Annotated in this window: 2 protein-coding genes; both read left to right on the forward strand. The window is 73.7% G+C overall.

Translation table 11 applies throughout. The annotated features are described in order from the left end of the window. Nucleotides 1-297: undecaprenyl diphosphate synthase family protein (locus tag FV223_RS28535; RefSeq protein ID WP_187276294.1), on the forward strand; the 297-nt coding region annotated here is incomplete at its 5' end. 69 nt (nt 298-366) lie between these two features. Further along, nucleotides 367-897 carry an ankyrin repeat domain-containing protein gene (locus tag FV223_RS28540; protein ID WP_147729986.1) on the forward strand — a complete coding sequence of 177 codons (531 nt, stop codon included), beginning with the start codon at nt 367-369 and terminating at the stop codon, nt 895-897. Nucleotides 898-981: the final 84 nt, after the last annotated feature.

The raw sequence follows: 981 nt of genomic DNA on the forward strand, positions 1-981 counted from the left end.
CTCGCCGCCGCCGCGCGGCTCGCCGGCCAGCCCGCCTCGCGCGAGGCGTTCGGAGCGGAGATCGCCGGCGCGATGCACGGCTCGCCGGTGGACGTCGACCTGCTGATCCGCACCGGCGGCGAGCAGCGCCTCTCCGACTTCATGCTGTGGGAGGCGGCCTATGCCGAGCTCCACTTCACCGAGCGGATGTGGCCCGATTTCGGCGAGGCCGACCTCGCGGCCGCGATGGCCGAATTCACCCGCCGCGACCGCCGCTTCGGCGGCTTGAGCGCACCGAAGGTCTCGGCCGCGGCCTGACCGGACTGGACAGGACGGGGGGGCGGCGCCAGATCGGCGGTGTCGCTCCCCTGGCTCGAAGATCGCTGCATGTCCGCTGACGCGTCCCCGCCCGCCCTTGACGACGAGACCGTCGCTTTCGCCGGTCGTCTGTTCCAGTATGCGCGGATGGGGCATGCCGCCGAGCTGGCGGAGTTGTTCGGGCAGGGGCTTCCGGCCAACATCCGCAACGACAAGGGCGACAGCCTGCTGATGCTGGCGGCCTACAACGGCCAGGCCGAGACCGCCCGCGTCATCCTGGAGGCCGGCGGCGACCCGGAACTTCCCAACGACCGCGGCCAGACCCCGCTCGCCGGCGCCGCCTTCAAGGGCGACGTCGCGATCGCGAGGCTGCTCCTCGTCCACGGTGCGGCGGTGGACGGCACCGGCGACGGCAGCCGCACCGCGCTGATGACCGCGGCGATGTTCGACCGCACCGAGATCGTCGACCTGCTGCTCGCCCACGGCGCCGACCCGGACCGCCGCGACGCCGCCGGCCAGTCGGCCGCCGACATGGCGCAGGCGATGGGCGCGCAGAACACGCTGGCTCAGCTCGCGAACGCGAAGCGATCCGGCGCCTGAGCGATCACTCGCCGTCGGGAGGCAGCGCTTCGGTGACCTGGACGCGCTGGGCCGGCGGCTCCGCCGCGGGCTCGGCCGTCTCGA

This window comes from Methylobacterium sp. WL116, assembly GCF_008039455.1.
Taxonomy (GTDB): domain Bacteria; phylum Pseudomonadota; class Alphaproteobacteria; order Rhizobiales; family Beijerinckiaceae; genus Methylobacterium.

What these genes read in the sequence shown, in the direction of transcription:
- FV223_RS28540 (WP_147729986.1), top strand. Translation starts at nt 367, where the DNA reads ATGTCCGCTGACGCGTCCCCGCCCGCCCTTGACGACGAGACCGTCGCT.